We start from the raw sequence: 15,934 nt of genomic DNA, 5'->3' as shown, positions 1-15,934 counted from the left end.
CGGCGAACGGTCGGCGCAACGGAGGGGTCACAGGGCGCGGAAGTGAGGTTCGAGTCCCCGCCACACGTCGTCGTAGCGCTGCTGGAGGTGATCCGCGTGCGCCGCCTGGGGGGTGAGGGTGACCGGCCAGCGGGTCTCGAACATGAACGCCAGACCGTCGTCGATCTTGTGCGGCCTCAGCTCGGCGGCGCTCGCCCGCTCGAAGGTTTCCTGGTCCGGGCCGTGTGCGGACATCATGTTGTGCAGCGAGCCGCCGCCCGGCACGAAACCCTCCGCCTTCGCGTCGTAGGCGCCCTCGACGAGCCCCATGTACTCGCTCATCACGTTGCGGTGGAAGTAGGGCGGCCGGAAGGTGTCCTCACCCACCAGCCAGCGCGGAGCGAAGACCACGAAGTCGACGCCGGCCAGCCCCGGGGTGTCCGAGGGCGAGGTCAGGACCGTGAAGATCGACGGGTCGGGGTGGTCGTAGGAGATGGTGCCGATCACATTGAAACGGCGAAGGTCATAGACGTACGGCACATGGTTGCCGTGCCAGGCGACCACGTCGAGGGGGGAGTGGTCGTAGACGGCCGTCCAGAGGTTGCCGCAGAACTTGTTCACCACCTCCACCGGGCCCGTCACGTCCTCGTACGCGGCGACCGGCGCCCGGAAGTCCCGCGCGTTGGCGAGGCCGTTGGCGCCGATCGGCCCCAGGTCGGGCAGCCGGAAGGGCGCCCCATAGTTCTCGCACACATACCCGCGGGCGGAATCATCGAGCAGCTCCACACGGAAGCGCACTCCACGCGGAATCAGCGCCACATGTGCGGGCTCCACATGAAGTCGCCCGAACTCGGTGTGCAGCAGCAGCCCGCCGCGCTCGGGCACGATGAGCAGCTCCCCGTCCGCGTCGGAGAAGACGCGCTCCATCGAGGAGTTGGCGTGATACAGATGCACGGCCATGCCGGTGCGCTGGGCCACGTCGCCGTTGCCGCCCACGGTCCACAGGCCCGCGAGGAAGTCCGTCCCGGCCGGCGGCTCGGGCAGCGGGTTCCAGCGCAGCCGGTTGGGGTCGGGCACGGTCTCGGTGAAGGGGGCCGTGCGGACCGCGCCGTTACCCGTCCGGGTGAACGCCGGGTGCGCGGCCGAGGGGCGGATGCGGTACAGCCAGGAGCGGCGGTTCTGCGCCCGCGGCTCGGTGAACGCCGTACCGCTCAGCTGTTCGGCGTACAGGCCGAGCGGCGCGCGCTGCGGCGCGTTGCGGCCCTCGGGCAGGGCGCCGGGCACCGCCTCGGAGGCGTGCTCGTTGCCGAAACCGGAGAGGTACGACAGCCCCTCCGCGGCCTTCCGCGCTTCCCCACGCTCGAACCCGCTCGTGCGGGAGGTGCCCCCGTCGCTCATGATCGCTCCCTTGCGCTCCTGATTCCTATGCTTCACCGTAGGAATGAGCGGAGACGGACGCAAGAGGGCGACGGCTGCTCCGCCCGAAGGAGGGCGAGAACCGGACTCCTGGGGGATTCGAATGCCGCAGCGTTGTTCTAATGTCGCTGGTATGTCGTGGATGTCGTGGACGCGCGCAAGTCGCACCGCGCTCGCGGTCTGCGTCCTGCTGCCGCTCGGCGCGGCCTGCGGGGCGGGCGAGGAGCACGGGCGCGTGACCGCCCTCTCGCCCTCACCCGTGGGCAAGGTCCTCGACGACACCGACGGGACCGGCCGGCACCTGCGCGAGGTCGGCGCCCGGCAGGCACCCGCGGCCGGTATCGAGGTGACCCCCGACGCGGACGGCGGCTGGGACGTCCTGCTGACCCTGCGCCACTTCCGCTTCTCCGTGCCCGGCACCCGCCCCGAGCCGGCCGCCGGACGCGGGGTGGTCCACCTCTTCGTCGACGGCAGGCCGGTGACCGTCCTGCACGCCCGCGCGTACCACCTCGCCGCCCGTCTCGTCCCGCACGGCACCCACCACATCACCGCCCGTCTGTACGCCGACGACGGCACGGTCTGGGCCGTCCACGGCAAACCGGTCCAGAGCACCGCCGACGTCACCGCGTCCGGCGCGGAGGCGGAGCCGGCCGGGTCGTGAGCGTGCCGCCCGCGGGCGTCCGCCCCGGGGGTGAGGTTCACCGGGCCCCGGCGGAGGGGCATCATGAGGCCCGTGCCCCACGCGACATCGCTTCGCCGCGCCCCCGTCCAGCGCCGCAGCGCGGAACGGCTGACCAGGATCCTCGACGCGTGCGCCGCCCTCCTCGACGAGGCCGGTTACGACGCCCTGAGCACCCGGGCGGTCGCCGAGCGCGCCGGTGTGCCCATCGGCTCGGTCTACCGCTTCTTCGGCAACAAGCGGCAGATGGCCGACGCCCTCGCCCGGCGCAACCTGGAGCGCTACGTCGAATGCGTCACCGAGCGCCTGAAGGCCGCGGAGCGCGGGGATGTCTCCGTGCGGGGTGGAGGCCGAGACACTGAGCGCGGGGGCGCCTCCGTGCCGGGTCGAGGTCGAGACCCCGAGCGGGGCCACGGCTCCGAGCCGGGCCACGGCCCCGGGCCAGGCCACGGCTCCGGGCCAGGCTACGGCCCCGAGGCGGGCCACGGCCCCGGGCCAGGCCACGGCTCCGGGCCAGGCTACGGCCCCGAGGCGGGCCACGGCCTCGAGGCGGGCCGAGGTCCCGTGAGCGACTGGCGTGCCGTCATGGACGCCGTACTGGACGAGTACCTGGCCATGAAGCGCACCGCGCCCGGGTTCTCCCTCGTCGACTTCGGCAACCAGATCCCCGTCGGCACGCGCCGGACCGGGGCCAACACCCGGGTCGCCGACCGTCTCACCGACCTCCTCGCCGGCTTCCTCGGCCGCACCCCCGACGACGTGCTGCGCCGCGCCTTCCTGGTCGCCGTCGAGAGCGCGGACACCCTCGTCCAGCTGGCCTTCCGAATGGACCCCCAGGGTGACCCGGCGATCATCGAGGAGACACGGGCACTGCTGCGGGCGTATCTGGCGCGCGTCCTCGACTGAACGCGGGGATCCGGCAAGGGGGCTCCCCACCATGCCTACCGGTCGGTATGCTCCCGCTGAGCCCGCCCGCGCGCTCGTCCGGCACCGTCGCCGATCCTCCGGGAGGACCCCTTGTCCCGCACCGCCCTGCGAATCTGCCCCCTGTGCGAGGCCACCTGCGGGCTGACCCTCACCATCGAGGGCACCCGTGTCACCGGCGCCCGAGGGGACCGCGAGGACGTCTTCAGCAAGGGGTTCATCTGCCCGAAGGGCGCCTCCTTCGGGGCCGTCGACGGCGACCCCGACCGGCTGCGCACCCCACTCGTCCGCGAGAACGGCGAGCTGCGCGCGGCCACCTGGGAGGAGGCGTTCGACCGGGTCGCCGCCGGACTGCGCCCACTCGTGGAACGGCACGGCCCCGACAGCGTCGGAGTGGTCCTCGGCAACCCCAACGTGCACACCGTCGCCGGCGGCCTCTACCCGCCCGTCCTCGTCGGCGCGATCGGCACCCGCAGCCTGTTCACCGCCTCCACCGTCGACCAGATGCCCAAGCACGTCTCCAGCGGGCTCCTGTTCGGCGACGCCAACGCCATCCCCGTACCCGACCTCGACCACACCGACCACCTGCTCCTGATCGGCGCCAACCCCCTGGAGTCCAACGGGAGTCTGTGCACCGCACCCGATTTCCCGGGCAAGCTCAAGGCCCTCCGGTCGCGCGGCGGCACGCTCACCGTCGTGGACCCGCGCCGCACCCGCACCGCCAAGCTCGCCGACCGGCACATAGCCATCCGGCCCGGCGCCGACGCGCTGCTGCTCGCCGCCCTGGCCACCGTGCTGTTCGAGGAGAAGCTGACGGACCTCGGGGACCTCGCCCCGCACGTCCAGGGGCTGCCCGAACTCCAGGACGCCCTGGCGGAGTTCACCCCCGAAGCCGTGGCGGACGCCTGCGACGTCGACGCGGCCCTCATCCGCACCCTGGCCCGCGAACTCGCCGCCGCCCCCACCGCCGCCGTCTACGCCCGCATCGGCAGCTGCACCGTCCCGCACGGCACCCTCGCGAGCTGGCTCGTCGACGTCCTCAACGTCCTCACCGGCAACCTCGACCGGCCCGGCGGCGCCCTCTTCCCGCAGGCCGCCACCGACAGGACGCCCCGCCCGGCGGGCCCCGGCCACGGCTTCACCCTCGGCCGCTGGCACTCCCGGGTACGTCGACTCCCCGAGGCCAAGGGTGAGTTGCCGCTCTCCGCGCTCGCCGAGGAGATCGACACGGCCACCGACGAGGGCGAGCCGGTCCGCGGACTCGTCGTGATCGCGGCCAACCCGGTGCTGTCCGCCCCCGACGGCGACCGCCTCGACAAGGCCCTGGACTCGCTGGACTTCATGGTCAGCGTCGACCCCTACCTCAACGAGACCTCCCGCCACGCCGACGTCGTCCTGCCCCCGCCCCCGCCCGCGCAGAGCCCGCACCACGACTTCGCGTTCAACACCCTCGCCGTACGCAACCAGGTCCGCTACAGCCGGCCCGCCGTCCCGCTGGAGCCGGGCCGGATGGCCGAGACCGAGATCCACGCCCGGCTGATCCTCGCCGCCTCGGGCATGCACGGCGCCGACCCGGGCGCCGTCGACACGATGGTGATCGACCAGACCCTCGGCAAGGCCGTGAAGGACGCCCATTCCCCCGTGCACGGCCGCGACCCGCGCGAACTCGCCGGCCTGCTCACCGGCGACACCGGCCCCGAGCGCCGGCTCGACATGATGCTGCGCCTCGGCCCCTACGGCGACGGATTCGGCACCCGCCCCGAAGGGCTCGCCCTGGCCGAGCTGCTCGCCCACCCGCACGGCATCGACCTCGGCCCGCTCCGCCCCCGCCTGCCCCAGCCGCTGAAGACCGCGAGCGGCAAGGTCGAGCTGCTCCCCGCCCCGATCGCCGGCGACCTGCCCAGGCTCCGCCAGGCCCTGCGCGAGCGGCCCGCCGGACTCGTCCTCGTCGGCCGCCGCCACCTGCGCTCCAACAACAGCTGGATGCACAACGTGCCCGCCCTCACCGGCGGTTCCAACCGCTGCACCGTGCACCTGCACCCCGAGGACGCGGCCCGCCTCGGTGTCCTCGACGGGCAGCCGGTGCGGGTGAAGGGGGCCGGGGGAGAGGTGACCGCGCCCGCCGAGGTCACCGACGCGATCCGGCCCGGCGTGGTGAGCCTCCCGCACGGCTGGGGCCACGACCGCCCCGGCACCCGACTGAACCACGCCGCCGCCGAACCCGGAGTCAACGTCAACCAGCTCCTCGACGGCAGCCTGCTCGACCCGCTCTCGGGCAACGCGGTCCTCAACGGCGTACCGGTCGAACTGGTGGCAGTCCTGTGACCTCGACTTTCGCGCATATTGCTCGCATGTCAACGTCTTGTTAACGCCGTTCGGACGGACCTAACGTCGTCGCACCGCCTGCCCCGGTGGGATGTTCAAGGGCGAACGTTAGGTATCCACACATGCTGACCATCCTCGGCTTCGCCATGATCGCGACCTTTTTGGTCCTGATCATGCTGAAGAAGATGTCGCCGATCGCGGCGCTCGTGCTGATTCCCGCGCTGTTCTGCGTGTGCGTCGGCAAGGGCGCCGGGCTCGGCGGCTACGTCCTCGACGGCGTCACCAGCCTCGCCCCCACCGCGGCGATGCTCATGTTCGCGATCGTCTACTTCGGGGTGATGATCGACGTCGGCCTCTTCGACCCGATCGTCCGGGGCATCCTGAGGTTCTGCAAGGCCGATCCGCTCCGCATCGTCGTCGGCACGGCCGTCCTCGCCGCGATCGTCTCCCTCGACGGCGACGGCTCGACCACCTTCATGATCACCGTCTCGGCGATGTACCCGCTGTACAAGCGCCTGAAGATGAGCCTGGTCATCATGACCGGCGTGGCCGCCATGGCCAACGGCGTGATGAACACCCTGCCCTGGGGCGGCCCGACCTCCCGCGCCGCGACCGCGCTGAAGCTGGACGCCGGCGACGTCTTCGTCCCGATGATCCCGGCCCTGGGCGCCGGTCTGCTGTTCGTCCTCGTCCTCGCGTACGTCCTCGGCCGCCGCGAGCGCAAGCGCCTCGGTGTGCTGACGCTCGAGGAGGCGCTGGTGACGGAGCGGGCGGAGCGGGTGGAGGGGGTGGAGCGGGTGGAGTCGCGGGCCGTCCTGGTGGGGGCCGGTTCCGGCCACGGCAACGCGGCCCGGAGCGGCGGCGGTCCGGGTTCCGGCACCGACGCGGAACCGCCCGAGGGGGGCGAGGCCGCCGACGGCGACACGGCCACCGAGGGCCTCGACCCGCACCGCCCCACCCTGCGCCCCCGGCTGTACTGGTTCAACGCGCTGCTCACGGTCGTCCTGCTCACCGCCATGATCATGGAGTGGCTGCCGATCCCGGTGCTGTTCCTGCTCGGCGCCGCGCTCGCGCTGACCGTCAACTTCCCGCACATGCCCGACCAGAAGGCCCGCATCGCCGCCCACGCCGAGAACGTGCTCAACGTCTCCGGCATGGTCTTCGCCGCGGCCGTCTTCACCGGGGTCCTGCAGGGCACCGGCATGGTCGACCACATGGCCGCGTGGCTGGTGGGCAACATCCCCGACGCGATGGGCCCGCACATGGCCCTCGTCACCGGCGTACTGAGCATCCCGCTCACGTACTTCATGTCCAACGACGGCTTCTACTTCGGCATCCTGCCGGTGCTCGCCGAGGCGGGCCACGCGCACGGCGTCACCTCGCTGGAGATCGCCCGCGCCTCCCTCGTCGGCCAGCCGCTGCACATGTCCAGCCCGCTCGTCCCGGCCGTGTACGTCCTCGCCGGCATGGCCAAGGTCGAGTTCGGCGACCACACCCGGTTCGTCGTGAAGTGGGCCGTACTCACCTCGCTGGTGGTGCTGGGCGCGGGAATCCTGTTCGGCATCATCTGAGGGCCTGGAGGCCTGGAGGCCTGGAGGCCTGGAGGCCTGGAGGCCTGAGGGCCTGGTGGGCCGGGGGGAGACGGGATCACCGGGAGGGGTGCGGGACCGGTAGGCGTTGAATGGTCTCCCGCATCCGTCCCAGTGCCCGTTCCGGCTCTCGTCTCCGGTATCCGTCCCAGTGCCCCGTCCCAGTGCCCGTGCCGGCACTCGTCACCGGTATCCGTCCCCGTACCCGCCCGCCCCGACTCCGGGCGGTGGCGCGCCCCGTGTTGCGCCTGCGGGCGTGTCTCCGGGCCGGCGGCAAGGATGTCCTGGTGCGTCCGGGCGATCGGACATCCCGCAGGCTGAGCCCAGAGATGTCTGGCGCGCGAAAACTATCGCCGCTAGTTTGAGTGCCGGACGACGCGGACCCGCCGGGAGGATGCACCATGAAGGCACACGACGGCCTCTACATCGACGGCGCTTGGCGCCCTGCCGAGAGCCAGGACGTGATCGAGGTCGTGAACCCGGCCGACGAGCAGGTCATCGGCCGGGTCCCGGCGGGCGGCGCCGCGGACGTCGACGCCGCCGTGCGCGCCGCGCGCGCCGCCCTGCCCGGGTGGGCGGCCACACCTCCCGCCGAGCGGGCCGCGCGCCTGGCCGCCCTGCGGGACGCCCTCGTGGCCCGCCAGGACGAGATCGCCGAGACGGTCACCGCCGAACTCGGTTCCCCGTTCGCGTTCTCCCAGGCCGTGCACGCCGCCGTGCCGATCGCCGTCGCCGGCTCCTACGCCGAGCTGGCCGCCACCCACTCCTTCGAGGAGAAGGTCGGCAACTCCACCGTCCTCCAGGAACCCGTCGGCGTCGTCGGCGCGATCACCCCCTGGAACTACCCGCTCCACCAGATCGTCGCGAAGGTCGCCCCGGCCCTCGCCGCCGGCTGCACGATCGTCCTCAAGCCCGCCGAGGACACCCCGCTCACCGCCCAGCTCTTCGCCGAGGCGGTCCACGAGGCGGGCGTGCCGGCCGGTGTGTTCAACCTGGTCACCGGTCTCGGGCCGGTCGCCGGGCAGGCTCTCGCCGAGCATCCGGGCGTCGACCTGGTCTCCTTCACCGGCTCCACCGCGGTCGGCCGGCGGATCGGTGCCGTCGCCGGGGCGGCGGTGAAGCGGGTCGCCCTCGAACTCGGCGGCAAGTCCGCCAACGTCATCCTGCCGAGCGCCGACCTCGCCAAGGCGGTCAACGTCGGCGTGGCCAACGTGATGTCCAACTCCGGCCAGACGTGCAGCGCCTGGACCCGCATGCTGGTCCATCGCGACCAGTACGACGAGGCCGTACGGCTCGCGGCCACCGCCGCCGCCAAGTACGGCGACCGCATCGGACCGCTGGTCAACGCCAAGCAGCAGGCCAGGGTGCGCGGTTACATCGAGAAGGGTGTCGCCGAGGGCGCCCGCCTGGTCGCCGGCGGCCCCGAATCTCCCCGCGAGGAGGGCTACTTCGTGAGCCCGACCGTCTTCGCCGACGTCACCCCGGAGATGGCCATCGCCCAGGAGGAGATCTTCGGCCCGGTCCTTTCCGTCCTCCGCTACGAGGACGAGGACGACGCCCTGCGCATCGCCAACGGCACGGTGTACGGCCTCGCCGGTGCCGTCTGGGCCGCCGACGAGACCGAGGCGGTCGCCTTCGCCCGGCGCATGGACACCGGGCAGGTCGACATCAACGGCGGCCGCTTCAACCCCCGCGCCCCGTTCGGGGGTTACAAGCAGTCCGGGGTCGGCCGGGAACTCGGCGCGCACGGCCTCGCCGAGTACCTCCAGACCAAGTCCCTCCAGTTCTGAGCGCCTTCAGGTCAAGTCCCATCACCTCTGAAAGCCTTCAGAGCGAGCCTCTCCCGTTCCCCGTCCCCCGGTTCCAAGGGAGTTCCCGAGCCATGGCCGTACGAGCCGCCGTCCTGCCCGCCGTCGGCGCACCCCTGGAGGTCACCCGCATCGAGCTGCCCGACCCCGGCCCAGGACAGGTCCGGGTGCGCCTCGCCGCCGCCGGGGTGTGCCACTCCGACCTGTCCCTGTCCAACGGCACCATGCGGGTGCCGGTCCCCGCGGTCCTCGGCCACGAGGGCGCCGGCACGGTCGTCGCCGTGGGAGAGGGCGTCACCCACGTGGCACCCGGCGCCCACGTCGTCCTCAACTGGGCGCCCTCCTGCGGAACATGCCACGCCTGCACGCTCGGCGAGGTCTGGCTCTGCGCCAACGCCCTCAACGGCGCCGCCGACGTCTACGCCCGCACCACCGACGGCACCGACCTCCACCCCGGCCTGAACGTAGCCGCGTTCGCCGAGGAGACGGTGGTATCCGCGTCTTGCGTCCTGCCCCTGCCCGACGGCATCCCGCTCACCGACGCGGCCCTCCTCGGCTGCGCCGTCCTCACCGGCTACGGCGCGGTCCACCACTCGGCACGGGTCCAGCCCGGCGAGACGGTCGCGGTGTTCGGTGTCGGGGGAGTGGGCCTGGCCGCTCTGCAGTCGGCCCGCATCGCGGGCGCCTCCCGTGTCATCGCCGTCGACGTCTCCCCCGAGAAGGAGGAACTGGCCCGCCGCGCCGGGGCCACCGACTACGTCCTCGCCTCCGAGCAGACCGCCCGTGAGATCCGCGGACTCACCGGCAAGCAGGGCGTCGACGTGGCCGTGGAGTGCGTGGGCCGGGCCGTCACCATCCGCGCCGCCTGGGACTCCACCCGCCGGGGCGGCCGTACCACCGTCGTCGGCATCGGCGGCAAGGACCAGGAGGTCACCTTCAACGCCCTGGAGATCTTCCACTGGGGCCGCACCCTGTCCGGCTGCGTCTACGGCAACACCGACCCCGCCCGCGACGTGCCGGTGCTCGCGGAGCACGTACGGCAGGGCCGGCTGGACCTCTCCGGCCTCGTCACCGAACGGATCGGCCTGGAGGACATCCCGGCCGCCTTCGACAACATGCTCGCCGGCAAGGGCGGCCGAGCCCTGGTGATCTTCTAGCCCCCCTTCCCGACTCCGGTTCCCCGGCCCCTCTCCGCCCTCCCCGGCCCCTGGCGCGGCCGGGGCCCTCGGCATGTCCGGTCGCATGTCCGGCCAGCGCTGTCGATGCCATGTACAGGTAAAACTGCTGCTGCGCGACCCGTTGACGCTCATACCGTCCGGTCAGTACGTTCCCCGCACCCGAGCCACCCCCCACCCCCGCATCCCCACCCTCGTACCCCCGTCCCCGCATCCCCGGAGTGTGCACGCATGGACACGGCACCTTCCGCCCAGCCGCTCACGACCACCGCTCCCGCCGCCCGGAACCGCCGCCGGGTCGCCACGGCCGCCGCGCTCGCGTCGGCCGTCGAGTGGTACGACTACTTCGTCTTCGGTATCGCCGCCGCCCTCGTTCTCGGCGGCCTCTACTTCCCGTCCGGCAGTTCCACCGCCGGAGTGCTCGCCTCCTTCGCCACCTTCGCCGTCGGCTTCCTCGCCCGCCCGATCGGCGGGATCATCGCGGGCCACCTCGGCGACAGGCACGGCCGCAAGCCCATGCTGGTGCTCGCGCTCACGTTCATGGGTCTGGCCACCACGGGCATCGGCCTGCTGCCGACGTACGACACCATCGGCGTCGCCGCGCCGATCCTGCTCGTCACCCTCCGCGTCGTACAGGGCATCGCGGTCGGCGCCCAGTGGGGCGGCGCGATGCTGCTGGCCACCGAGTACGCCCCCGAGGGCAAGCGCGGTGTCTACGGCAGCCTCGTCCAACTCGGCGTACCCATCGGCGTGGTGACCGCGAACACGGTCTTCCTGCTGGCCGGGGCGTTCACCACGGACTCCGCCTTCGCCTCCTGGGGCTGGCGCATCCCCTTCGTCGTCGGCCTGTTCGTCCTCGCCCTCGCCCGGTACATCCACACCAGGGTCGAGGAGACACCCGAATTCTGCGCCGCCGAGAAGGCGTTGGCCGAGAAGGAGAAGTCCGGGCACACCTCGCCGCTGCGCAGCATCGTCCGTGACCACCTCGGCACGGTGTTCCTCGCCGGCGGCTCCTTCGCCGTCAACACCGCCACCTTCTACATCCTGATCACCGGTGTCCTGGACTACACGACCCGCGACCTCGGCATGAAGCGCGACGCCGTGCTCACCGTCTCGCTCTGCGTCAGCCTCACCCAACTGATCCTGATCCCGGCCTCCGCCGCGCTCTCCGACCGCATCGGCCGCATCCGGATCTACGCGTTCGGCGCGGCCGGCATCGGGCTGTGGGCCGTGCCCATGTTCCTGCTCATCGACACCGGTTCGCTGCTGTGGCTGGCGGTCGGCACCTTCGTCGCCAGCTGCTTCCTCAGCATCATGTACGGCCCCCAGGCGGCCCTGTTCGCCGAGCTGTTCACGCCGGAGATGCGCTACACAGGCGCCTCGCTCGGCTACCAGATCGCGGCCGTGTTCGGCGGCGGTCTCGCGCCCTTCGTGATGGTGCTGCTGCTGGAGTCGACGGGCACCTCGATGGCGGTGTCCGGCTACATCGCAGGGCTCGCGGTCATCGCCCTGGTGTCCATCAAGATCCTGGCGGACAGGGCGCGTTCACCGCGCTGACCCCGCTTCCGGCGCCTCCTCGGGCCGCGGCTGCGGAGTGACCTCCGTGGCCGCGGTCCCCGCCGGCCGTTCCCGTCCCTGTGCCCGCGATCCCCACCGCGACCGGTCCTGGCCCTGGGGCCGGGTCCGCGACACGGCCACGCCCGCCAGACACAGCGCACCGCCGCCCAGCGTGAGCGGCCCCGGCACCTCGCCCAGCACCAGCCACGACATCAGCACGACCAGCGCCGGCACGGCGTACGTCGTCGCCCCCATCCGGCTCGCGGTGGTGCGCGCCAGGGCGTAGGCCCAGGTGGTGAAGGCGAGCGCGGTCGGAAAGACACCCAGGTACACCATGTCGAGGGTCGCCGCCAGGGGTGCGTGCGCCGCCTGGCTCACCAAATGCCCGGCGAACGGCAGGCAGATCACGGTACCCACGGCACACCCGAAGGTCGTCACCTGCAGAGCGCTCGCCCGCCCGAGCGCTGGCTTCTGCGCCACGACCCCGCAGGCGTAAGCCGCCGCCGCGAGCAGGCACAGCACCACCCCGAGCAGGGAGGCCCCGTCGCCCCCGGCCGACATCGACACCCCCACGGTCACCGCGCCCGCGAACGACACGGCCATTCCCGCGAGCAGCCGGGGCGGCATCGGATCACCGAGCAGCCGCGCACCGAGCAGTGCGATCAGCAGCGGGCCGATGTTCACCACGAGAGCCGCGGTCCCCGCGTCCACCTCCCGCTCGCCCCAGTTCAGGGCCACCATGTAGAACCCGAACCACAGCACGCCCGACAGCAGGATCCCCCGCCACGCCGACCGGGGCGGCCACCCCTCCCGTCGTACGGCGCATATCAGCCCCAGCGCGACCGTTCCGGCGAGCAGCCGCCCGAGGGCCAGCGCTCCCGGCGCGTAGGCGTCTCCCGCGCGGCGGATCGCCACGAACGCCGAGGCCCACAGCACGACCGTGACGACAGCCGCGGCGACGGGGAGCAGCCGCTGACGTGAGGTGGAGTTCATCATGCTCCCGAGGCTAGGGGGTGTCGTTTGGATCAGCTCGGGTCCGCGACGCCCGGCACGGCACCTCGCCGCGTTGTCGGATCAGCCGGTCCAGTACGCGGCAGATCCTCCACCTTGCGAGGCACCGCACCGGACGCCGCGGCCTGATCCGACCTGATCCAAACGACACCCCCTAGGGACGGAGACAGCCGACGACCAGCGGAATTCGGACGTGATCACCGCAGCCGCGCCGGCTGCCGGCCCATTCGTTCCCGTGGCGGCCGGTACCGGCCCGCCGGTTCCCCCGGGCGCCGGGTGCCGGCCCACCCGCTCCCCGGGTGGCGGGTGTCGGCCCACCGTCGCCCCGGGGCCGTTCACCCCAGCACCTCCGCTTCGATGCCCAACAGCTCCCGCAGCTCCCGCTCCCCCGACGGGGTCACCCGGACCGCACGCTCGGACCCGATGCGCACGCACCACCCCGTGTCCAGGGCGTGCCGGCACAGCGCGGCCCCCGCCACGCCCGCCAGGTGCGGTCTGCGCTCGGTCCAGTCGACGCAGGCGCGGGCCAGCGGGCGGCGCCCCCCGCGGTCGAGGGCGATCCCCTGGCTGCCGAACCACTCCACCCCCGCGTCCGTGAGCGCGAACCCGGTGTCCTGCCGCAGCAGCCCCCGCGCGGTCAGTGCTTCGGTGAGCGCGATGCCGAGCCGCCCGGCGAGATGGTCGTAGCAGGTGCGGCCGCGCGCCATCGCGGAGCCGGCACTCGACTCCCGCAGGGTGCGCGGTCGTACCACCGCGTCGCCCGGCACCTGTGCGACCAGGTCCTCGACCAGCTGTGCCACGCGGGCGTCGGCCAGCCGGACGTACCGGTGCCGCCCCTGCCGTTCCTCCGTGAGCATCCCGCCCGCGACCAGCTTGCCCAGGTGCTCGCTCAGCGTGGACGGGGCCACCCGGGCGTGCCGGGCCAGCTCGCCGGCGGTCCAGGCGCGCCCGTCCAGCAGCGCGAGCAGGCACGCGGCCCGGGTCTCGTCGGCGAGCAGTGCGGCGAAGGACGCGACACCGGCGGCCCGGGGGTCCCTGGGGCCGCGGGAGCCCCGTGAGCCCCTGGAGTTCCCGGTGATACCGGAGTTCCCGGTGGTCCTGGAGTCCTCGGCGGTCATGTGTCCCAGCATGGGCCCCCGACGCTTCGGCGCCGGCCGAACTATCGCCGCTCGGTCTGCCGTACCCGTTCGAACTGGCCGGCCAGCCCGTCCAGCAGTGCCGAGAGCCCCGCCTCGAAGGCCCGGTCGTCGACCTCCTCCTGCCGCTCGGCGAGCAGGTGCGCCTGGCCGAGGTGGGGATAGTCGGCCGGGTCGTAGGCGCTCGCGTCGTCGACGAAGCCCCCGGCGAAGGAGCCGAGCGCGGAACCCATGATGAAGTAACGCATCAGCGCGCCGATGCTGGTCGCCTGGGCCGGCGGCCAGCCGGCGTCGACCATCGCGCCGTACACGGCGTCGGCCAGCCGCAGGGCCGCCGGGCGCCGGCCGGGGCCGCGGGCGAGGACCGGGACGATGTTCGGGTGGGCGCGCAGGGCGGCCCGGTAGGAGACCGCCCAGTCGTGCAGCGCGGTCCGCCAGTCCCGGCCGTCCTCGAACATCGCCAGGTCGACCAGGCCGCTCACCGAGTCCGCGACCGCCTCCAGGATCTCGTCCTTGGTGCGGAAGTGGTTGTAGAGCGAGGGCCCGCTCACCCCCAGCTCGGCGGCGAGCCGGCGGGTCGAGACGGCCGCCAGGCCCTCCGCGTCCACGAGTTCCTGGGCCGTCTGGACGATCCGGTCGGTGCTGAGGAGGGGCTTGCGCGGTCGGGCCATGGCGCACATAGTAGGGCTGCGACAGGAAACTAGCACTGCTAATTTAAATGTACGGTTTTCAAGATCTGTCTGGTGTGGGGTGATCTCGTGGTGAACCTGGGACTCAGCGAGGAACAGGAAGCCGTACGGCAGCTCGCCCGGGACTTCGTGGAGCGGGAGATCGCCCCGCACGTGGTCGCCTGGGACCGTGCCGAGGAAATCGACCGGGGCATCGTGAAGAAACTCGGCGAGGTCGGCTTCCTCGGCCTGACCATCGACGAGGAGTACGGCGGCTCGGGCGGTGACCACCTCGCGTACTGCCTGGTCACCGAGGAGCTGGGGCGCGGCGACTCCTCGGTCCGCGGGATCGTCTCCGTGTCCCTCGGGCTGGTCGCCAAGTCGATCGCGGCCTGGGGAAGCGAGGAGCAGAAGCGGCGCTGGCTGCCGGGGCTGACGGCGGGCGAACACGTCGGCTGCTTCGGTCTCACCGAGCCCGGCACCGGCTCCGACGCCGGCAACCTCACCACCCGGGCCGTCCGCGAGGGCGACGAGTACGTCATCAACGGCACCAAGATGTTCATCACGAACGGCACCTGGGCCGACGTCGTCCTCCTCTTCGCCCGCTCCACGGACGCCCCCGGCCACAAGGGTGTCTCCGCCTTCCTCGTCCCGGCCGATACCCCCGGCCTGTCCCGCCGCACCATCCACGGCAAGCTCGGCCTGCGCGGCCAGGCCACCGCCGAGCTGGTCCTGGAGGACGTACGGGTGCCCGCCTCGGCGCTGGTCGGGGAGGAGGGCAAGGGCTTCACCGTCGCCATGTCCGCGCTCGCCAAGGGCCGGATGTCGGTCGCCGCGGGCTGCGTCGGCATAGCCCAGGCCGCGCTGGACGCGGCCGTGCGGTACGCGGGTGAGCGCGAGCAGTTCGGCAAGCCCATCGCAGGGCACCAGCTGGTGCAGGAACTGATCAGCGACATCGCCGTCGACGTGGACGCGGCCCGGCTGCTGACCTGGCGCGTCGCCGACCTGATCGACCGCGGGCAGCCGTTCGCCGTCGAGTCCTCCAAGGCCAAGCTCTTCGCCTCCGAGGCCGCCGTCCGCGCCGCCAACAACGCCCTCCAGGTCTACGGCGGTTACGGCTACATAGACGAGTACCCGGTCGGCAAACTCCTGCGCGACGCCCGGGTGATGACCCTCTACGAGGGCACGAGCCAGATCCAGAAGCTGCTCATCGGACGCGCCCTGACCGGGGTCTCGGCGTTCTGAGTACGTCACCTGAGTATCTCGGCGGATGTGGCGCGGGCCGCCTCCGCCGATGCTCGTTCCATGAGTGACACACCGGTCAAACAGCAGAGCACGGCCGCGTTCTACGGCCAGGCCGTCGCCTCCTTCGCGGTCGCCATGGTGGCCACCGCCGTCGGGATCCTCCGGCTGGACGCCGACGCCTGGGTGCGGGGCTTCCTCGGCATCGCCGTCCTCTACCTCGTCACCTCCACCTTCACCCTCGCCAAGGTGATCCGGGACCGCCAGGAGGCCGGCCAGATCGTCAGCCGCGTCGACCAGGCACGCCTGGACCGGCTGCTGGCCGAGCACGACCCCTTCGAGAAGCTCTGAGGTCCCCACCTGTCGCACTAAGCGCACGCTCACCTTCGGCGGTATGGTGAGGGTCCTGTCATCGAAGAGGGGCG

The 15,934-nt window shown here is 72.4% G+C and carries 12 protein-coding genes and 2 pseudogenes; 10 read left to right on the top strand and 4 right to left on the bottom strand.

What is annotated here, in order from left to right; all coding sequences use genetic code 11:
• Positions 1-27: 27 nt before the first annotated feature.
• Complete coding sequence (gene hmgA / locus OIB37_RS08420; RefSeq protein WP_330456901.1) at positions 28-1,377, bottom strand: homogentisate 1,2-dioxygenase; 1,350 nt, start codon at positions 1,375-1,377, stop codon at positions 28-30.
• 151 nt (positions 1,378-1,528) lie between these two features.
• Here hmgA and OIB37_RS08415 point away from each other — a divergent pair, with 151 nt between their 5' ends.
• The 8 genes and pseudogenes from OIB37_RS08415 (at position 1,529) to OIB37_RS08380 (ending at position 11,452) form a co-directional block, all read left to right on the top strand.
• A complete protein-coding gene (locus tag OIB37_RS08415; RefSeq protein WP_330456900.1) occupies positions 1,529-2,056 on the top strand; it encodes a hypothetical protein in 528 nt (175 codons plus the stop codon).
• 63 nt (positions 2,057-2,119) lie between these two features.
• Positions 2,120-2,401 (top strand): annotated as a pseudogene (locus OIB37_RS08410) (helix-turn-helix domain-containing protein); the annotation flags it as partial.
• Positions 2,402-2,623: 222 nt separating this feature from the next.
• Positions 2,624-2,980, top strand: a pseudogene (locus OIB37_RS08405) (TetR/AcrR family transcriptional regulator); the annotation flags it as partial.
• 111 nt (positions 2,981-3,091) lie between these two features.
• Positions 3,092-5,323: a molybdopterin oxidoreductase family protein gene (locus OIB37_RS08400; RefSeq protein WP_330456899.1), complete on the top strand. Its 2,232-nt coding sequence runs from the start codon at positions 3,092-3,094 to the stop codon at positions 5,321-5,323.
• A 122-nt stretch (positions 5,324-5,445) separates the two neighbouring features.
• Positions 5,446-6,894: a CitMHS family transporter gene (locus OIB37_RS08395; protein WP_330456898.1), complete on the top strand. Its 1,449-nt coding sequence runs from the start codon at positions 5,446-5,448 to the stop codon at positions 6,892-6,894.
• Positions 6,895-7,313: 419 nt separating this feature from the next.
• On the top strand, positions 7,314-8,702 hold the full coding sequence (locus tag OIB37_RS08390) for an aldehyde dehydrogenase family protein (RefSeq protein WP_330456897.1): 1,389 nt from the start codon (positions 7,314-7,316) through the stop codon (positions 8,700-8,702).
• Between the two features lie 92 nt (positions 8,703-8,794).
• Positions 8,795-9,877: a Zn-dependent alcohol dehydrogenase gene (locus OIB37_RS08385; protein ID WP_330456896.1), complete on the top strand. Its 1,083-nt coding sequence runs from the start codon at positions 8,795-8,797 to the stop codon at positions 9,875-9,877.
• Between the two features lie 249 nt (positions 9,878-10,126).
• On the top strand, positions 10,127-11,452 hold the full coding sequence (locus OIB37_RS08380; RefSeq protein WP_330456895.1) for an MFS transporter: 1,326 nt from the start codon (positions 10,127-10,129) through the stop codon (positions 11,450-11,452).
• Here the strand turns inward: OIB37_RS08380 and OIB37_RS08375 are convergent.
• The 3 genes from OIB37_RS08375 to OIB37_RS08365 all read right to left on the bottom strand — a co-directional run bounded on the left by OIB37_RS08375 (position 11,441) and on the right by OIB37_RS08365 (position 14,270).
• Positions 11,441-12,445, bottom strand: coding sequence for a DMT family transporter (locus OIB37_RS08375; RefSeq protein ID WP_443058258.1), 1,005 nt, complete (start codon positions 12,443-12,445; stop codon positions 11,441-11,443). The genes OIB37_RS08380 and OIB37_RS08375 overlap by 12 nt on opposite strands.
• Positions 12,446-12,798: 353 nt before the next feature.
• Complete coding sequence (locus tag OIB37_RS08370; protein WP_330456893.1) at positions 12,799-13,581, bottom strand: ArsR/SmtB family transcription factor; 783 nt, start codon at positions 13,579-13,581, stop codon at positions 12,799-12,801.
• A 41-nt stretch (positions 13,582-13,622) separates the two neighbouring features.
• Positions 13,623-14,270, bottom strand: coding sequence for a TetR/AcrR family transcriptional regulator (locus OIB37_RS08365; RefSeq protein WP_330456892.1), 648 nt, complete (start codon positions 14,268-14,270; stop codon positions 13,623-13,625).
• 90 nt (positions 14,271-14,360) lie between these two features.
• Between OIB37_RS08365 and OIB37_RS08360 the strand changes: the two genes are divergently transcribed.
• Entirely contained in the window at positions 14,361-15,512 is a 1,152-nt protein-coding gene (locus tag OIB37_RS08360) for an acyl-CoA dehydrogenase family protein (protein WP_330456891.1), read from the top strand.
• A 60-nt stretch (positions 15,513-15,572) separates the two neighbouring features.
• Positions 15,573-15,860, top strand: coding sequence for a YiaA/YiaB family inner membrane protein (locus tag OIB37_RS08355; protein WP_330456890.1), 288 nt, complete (start codon positions 15,573-15,575; stop codon positions 15,858-15,860).
• The last annotated feature ends 74 nt before the right edge of the window (positions 15,861-15,934 follow it).

Origin of the sequence: Streptomyces sp. NBC_00820 (genome assembly GCF_036347055.1) — a bacterium.
Taxonomy (GTDB): Bacteria; Actinomycetota; Actinomycetes; order Streptomycetales; family Streptomycetaceae; genus Streptomyces.
Note: the sequence above shows the minus strand (reverse complement) of the source record. Positions and strands in the feature narration are given on the sequence as shown.